2 protein-coding genes are annotated in these 6176 nt (G+C 74.3%); both read left to right on the top strand.

What is annotated here, in order from left to right:
• A partial coding sequence (locus ACFV1W_RS39770; protein ID WP_380422367.1) for an amino acid adenylation domain-containing protein occupies nt 1-4644 on the top strand: 4644 nt, incomplete at its 5' end.
• An 87-nt stretch (nt 4645-4731) separates the two neighbouring features.
• On the top strand, nt 4732-6176 hold a 1445-nt coding region (locus tag ACFV1W_RS39775; protein WP_380422369.1), incomplete at its 3' end, for a condensation domain-containing protein.

A 6176-nucleotide genomic window follows, 5' to 3' on the forward strand; every position in this document is an offset into this window, starting at 1 on the left:
CAGCCCCAGGAGCGCCTACGCGCCGTCCTCACCGACGCGGGCGCCACCGTCGCCGTCACCGACCGCGACCACCCCGCCCTGGCCGGGCTGACCACTCTCCCGGTCGGCAACGAGACCGCCGACAACCTCGAACTGAACATCCATGCCCACCAGTTGGCATACGTGATGCACACCTCGGGCTCGACCGGCACCCCCAAGGGCATCGGCATCACCCACCGCTCCGTCGTCGACCTCTCCCTCGGCGGGGCGTTCAGCCTCGACGGCCACGCGCGAGTGGCCGTGCACTCGCCGACCGCCTTCGACGCCTCCACCTACGAACTCTGGACCCCCCTGCTCTCCGGCGGCCGCCTCGTCATCGCCCCACCCGGACGCCTCGGCATCACCGAGCTGGCGGACGTGCTGGGCCGGCAGCAGGTCTCCGGCGCCTTCATCACGGTCGGACTCTTCAACGTGCTGGCCGCCGAGGCCCCGCAGTCCTTCGCCGGAATGCGGGAGGTCTGGACGGGCGGGGACATCGCCTCGCCCGCCGCCATGCGCCGGGTGCTGGAGACCTGCCCGGGCCTGCGGCTGGTGCACGTCTACGGGCCCACGGAGAGCACGACCTTCGCCACCCGCCGCTCGATGACCTCCCCCGACGCCGTACCGGCGGCCGTGGTGCCGATCGGCAGCCCGCTGCCCAACACCCGGGCCTACGTGCTGGACGCCGGGCTGCGCCCGGTGCCGGTGGGCGTCCCCGGCGAGCTGTACCTGGCCGGGGACGGCCTCGCCCGGGGTTACGTCGGCCGGCCGTTCCTGACCGCCGAGCGCTTCGTCGCCTGCCCTTTCGGCGAGCCCGGCGCCCGGATGTACCGCACCGGCGACATCGCCCGCTGGACCACCACGGGCGAACTGGAGTTCGTCGGTCGAGCGGACGACCAGGTCAAGGTCCGCGGCTTCCGGATCGAACTCGGCGAGGTCGAGGCCGCGTTCGCCGCCCACCCCGGAGCCGGCCAGGTCGCCGCACTGGTCCGCGAGGACCGGCCGGGCGACAAGCGCCTCGTCGCCTACGCGACCGGCGGGGCCACCCCCGAGGAACTGCGCGCCTTCGTCGCCGAGCGCCTGCCCGCCTACATGCTGCCCGCCGCGATCGTCGCCCTCGACGCGCTGCCGGTCACCCCCAACGGCAAGGTCGACCGCCGCGCCCTGCCCGCCCCCGACTACAGCGGCGCCGAGGGCCGCGCGCCCCGCACCGAAGCCGAGCGCTCCCTGTGCGAACTCTTCGGCGAGGTCCTCGGGTTGGCGACGGTGAGCATCGACGACAACTTCTTCGACCTCGGCGGGCACTCCCTCCTCGCCACCAAGCTGGTCAGCCGCATCCGCACCGCGCTCGGCGCGGAGCTGCCGATCCGCACCCTCTTCGACCACCCCACCGTGGCCGCCCTGGCCACCGCGCTGCCCGACACCGGGCCGGCCCGCCCGGCCCTGCGGCCCGCCGACCGGCCCGCACTCGTCCCACTCTCCCCCGCCCAGCAACGACTTTGGTTCATCGAGCAGTTCGAGGGGCCGAGCGCGCTCTACAACACGCCCGTCGCGGTCCGGCTGACCGGCGCGGTCGACCTCTCCGCCCTTGACCGGGCGGTGCGGGACGTGGTGGCCCGGCACGAGGTGCTGCGCACCCTCGTCCCCACCACCGACGGGCAGCCGCACCAGCTGGTCACCGAGGACCCCCGGCCGCCGTTGCGCGCCGTGCCGGTGGCCACCGAGGAGGAACTGCGCACCGCCCTGGCCGAGGCCGGCGGGCAGGTCTTCGACCTCGCGACCGAACTCCCCGTCCGCTGCACGCTGTTCTCCCTGCCGAACGAGGAGCACGTGCTGCTGGTGCTGATGCACCACATCGCCGGCGACGGCTGGTCCGTCGCCCCGCTCTTCCGCGACCTCGCCGCCGCCTACCGGGCCCGCACCGCCGGCGCCGCACCGGACTGGCGGCCACTGCCCGTCCAGTACGCCGACTACGCCCTCTGGCAGCGCGAACTGCTCGGCACCCAGGAGCGGCCCACCGCCCTGCTGACCGGGCAGCTCGCCCACTGGCAGCGGATCCTGGCCGACGCCCCGGAGGAGCTGGCCCTGCCCTACGACCGCCAGCGCCCGGCCCGGCCCAGCCATCGCGGCGGACTGGCGCAGGCCGCCGTCAGCGCCGAACTCCACTGCGCCCTCAGCGAGTTGGCAGCCGCGCAGCACGCCAGTCTGTTCATGGTCCTGCAGGCCGCCGTCGCCACCCTCTACACCCGCCTCGGCGCCGGCACCGACCTGCCGCTCGGCACCCCCGTCGCGGGACGCGGTGACGTCGCCCTGGACGACCTGGTCGGCTTCTTCGTCAACACCCTGCTGCTGCGAACCGACACCTCCGGCAACCCGACCTTCCGCGAGCTGCTGGAGCGCGTCCGCCGCACCGACCTGGACGCCTTCGACCACCAGGACATCCCCTTCGAGCGCATCGTCGAGCAGCTCAACCCGACCCGCACCCCGGGCCGCCACCCGCTCTTCCAGACCCTGGTCGCCCTGGAGGGCCGCGCCTCGGTGCCCGCCGCCTTCGGCGAACTGACCTGCGCAGAGCACCCCTTCGAACTCGACGTGGCCAAGTTCGACCTGTCCTTCCGCTTCACCGAGCAGGGCCCCCGGGCGGGCCTGACGGTGGCCGTCGAGTACGCGACCGACCTGTTCGACGCCGCCACCGGCACCGCCCTCGCCGAACGGCTGCTGCGCGTTCTGCGCACCGTCGCGGCCGAGCCCGACACTCCGATCGGCGGCATCGACGTCCTCGCCCCGGCCGAGCGCGAGCAGCTGCTCACCGGCTGGAACGACACCGCCGTGCCCGTCCCGGACGCCACCCTGCCGGAGCTGTTCGAGGCCCGGGCAGCCGCCACCCCCGACGCCGTCGCCCTGGTCTCCGGCGCGGGGCGCCTGAGCTACGCCGAACTGGACTCCCGGGCCGAGCACCTGGCCGTCCAGCTGGCCGAGGCCGGGGTCGGCGCCGACACACCGGTGGTCCTGCTGATGGACCGCTCCGCCGAGCTGGTGACGGCGATCCTCGCGGTCACCAAGTCCGGCGGCACCTACGTCCCGCTGGACGACCGGCACCCGGCCGAGCGGCTGCGGCAGATCACCGCCGAGACCGGCGCGGCGCTCGTCCTGGTCGACCCCGCCCACCAGGACCACCAGCTGGCCGCCGACGCCCCCTGCCCCGTCCTGGCGCTCACCGAGGGCTGGTTCGACGGCCCGCACCGCCGGCGTACCCACCGCACCGCGCCGCACCCGGAGCAGCTCGCCTACGTGATGTTCACCTCCGGCTCCACCGGCAGGCCCAAGGGCATCGCCATCACCCACCGGGACGTGGTGCAGCTCGCCTCGGACCCGTGCTGGCAGCACCCCGACGGGCTGCGGGTCCTCTTCCACGCCCCGCACGCCTTCGACGCCTCGACGTACGAGCTGTGGGCCCCGCTGCTCTCCGGCGGCCAGGTGGTCGTCGCACCGCGGGGTGACCTGGACGCCGCCGCCATCCGCGGGCTGGTCCGGGCCCACCGGCTCACCCATGTGCACGTCACCGCGGGGCTGTTCCGCGTGATCGCGGAGGAGGAGCCGGGCGTCTTCGACGGTGTGCGCGAGGTGCTGACGGGCGGGGACGTGGTCTCCGCGCCCGCCGTCCGCCGGGTGCTGGCGGCCGTCCCGGGTATCCGGGTACGGGTGCTCTACGGCCCGACCGAGATCACCCTCTGCGCGACCCAACTGCCGCTCCCCTCGGCCGAGTCGGTACCGGACGTGGTGCCGATCGGCCGTCCCATGGCCAACACCCGCACGTACGTCCTGGACGACGCCCTCCAGCCCGTCCCGGCCGGGGTGCCCGGCGAGCTGTACATCGCCGGCGCCGGCCTCGCCCGCGGCTACGTGGCCCGCCCGGACCTCACCGCCGAGCGCTTCGTCGCCTGCCCCTACGGCGAGCCCGGCACCCGGATGTACCGCACCGGCGACACCGTACGCTGGAACGCGGACGGCGTACTGGAGTTCCTCGGCCGCGCCGACGACCAGGTCAAGATCCGCGGCTTCCGCATCGAACTCGCCGAGGTGGAGGCCGCCTTCACCGCCCACCCCGGCGTCGGCCAGGCCCTCGCCCTCGTCCGCGAGGACCAGCCCGGCGACAAGCGCCTCGTCGCCTACGTCACCGGCACGGCCACCCCCGGCGAACTGCGCGCCTTCGCCACCGAACGCCTGCCCGCCTACATGCTCCCGGCCGCGGTCGTCACCCTCGACGCCCTGCCGGTCACCCCCAACGGCAAGGTCGACCGCCGCGCCCTGCCCGCCCCCGACTACTCCGGCACGCCGGAAGGCCGGGCGCCCAGGACGGCCCGGGAGCAGAGCCTGTGCGAGCTGTTCGCCCAGGTGCTCGGCCTGGCCACGGTCAGCATCGACGACGGCTTCTTCGACCTGGGCGGGCACTCCCTGCTCGCCACCAAGCTGGTCAGCCGCATCCGCTCCGCCCTCGGCGTCGAGATGTCGATCCGCACCCTCTTCGACCACCCCACGGTCGGTGAGCTGTCCGACGCGCTGCCCGCCGCCCGCAAGGCCCGGCCCGCCCTCAGGCCGATGCGCCGGCCCGGCAGCCCGTCGTAGGTCACCCGCGCCGCCGGCCGTCCCCGGTGGTCCGACCGCCAAGTCCCCGCTCAGCACGTCACCCGCCGGAGGCAGACCTTGATCCCGTTGTCGTTCGCGCAGCAGCGGCTGTGGTTCATCGAACAGCTCGAAGGCCCCAGCGCGCTCTACAACACCCCGTTCGCGGTCCGGCTGACCGGCAAGATCGACGCCGCCGTCCTCTCCATGGCCCTGCGTGACGTGCTCGCCCGGCACGAGGTGCTGCGCACCACCTTCCCGGCCACCGACGGCCGGCCGCGGCAGTCGATCGCCGAGCCGGACAGCCCCGCCGTCGCGTCCGTCGAGGTCGCCTCCGTGGCGGTGGCCGACGAAAGCGAGCTGACCGCGGAAGTGGACCGGGCGGTGCGGCACGTCTTCGACCTCGCGGCCGAACTGCCCGTCCGCTGCACGCTGTTCTCGCTCTCGGCCGAGGAGCACGTGCTGCTGGTGCTGATGCACCACATCGCCAGCGACGCCTGGTCCGTCCCGCCGCTCTTCCGCGACCTGGACGCCGCCTACCGGGCCCGCCGCGCCGGTGCCGAGCCGCGGTGGGCTCCGCTGCCCGTCCAGTACGCCGACTACACCCTGTGGCAGCAGGAGGTGCTCGGCACCGAGGACGACCCGGAGAGCGTGCTCGCCACCCAACTCGCCCACTGGCAGGGCGTTCTGGCCGATGCCCCCGAGGAGCTGGCCCTCCCCTACGACCGGCCGCGGCCGAACGCGCCGAGCCGTCGCGGCGGCGCCGCCGACCTCACCCTGGACAGCGAACTGTACGCCGGGCTCACCGAGTTGGCGTCGGCGGAGCGCGCGAGCCTGTTCATGGTGCTGCAGGCCGCGGTGGCCGCGCTGTACACCCGGCTCGGGGCGGGCACCGACCTCCCGCTGGGCACGGCCGTGGCCGGACGCACCGACGAGGGCCTCGACGACCTGGTCGGCTTCTTCGTCAACACTCTCGTCCTGCGGACCGACACCTCCGGCGACCCGAGCTTCCGCCGGCTGCTGGAGCGCGTGCGACAGCTCGACCTGGACGCCTTCGACCACCAGGACATCCCCTTCGAGCGCCTGGTCGAGCAGCTCAACCCGGCCCGGACCCCGGCCCGCCATCCGCTGTTCCAGACCATGGTGACACTGGACAGCGACGAGGACCTCCCCTCCGACTTCGCCGGGCTCACCTGCCGGGAGCACCTCCTCGACCAGCGGCTGGCCAAGTTCGACCTGTCCTTCGCCTTCGTCGAGCAGCACGACGCCGACGGTGTCGCCAACGGCCTGGGCGGAGCCGTGGAGTACGCGGCCGACCTGTTCGACCACGCCACCGCGGCCACGCTGGGCGAGCGTTTGGTCCGGGTCCTGCGGTCGGCGGCCGCCGACCCCGACGCGCCGCTCAGCACGATCGAGATCCTCGGCCCGGCGGAGCGGGAACAGCTGGTGTCCGGCTGGCACGGGCCCGTCGCCGAGCTGCCGTCGGCCGCGGTGCCGGAGCTGTTCGAGGCCCGTGCCGCCGCGACGCCGGAGGC

It is taken from the genome of Kitasatospora sp. NPDC059648 (assembly GCF_042734825.1).
GTDB lineage: Bacteria > Actinomycetota > Actinomycetes > Streptomycetales > Streptomycetaceae > Kitasatospora.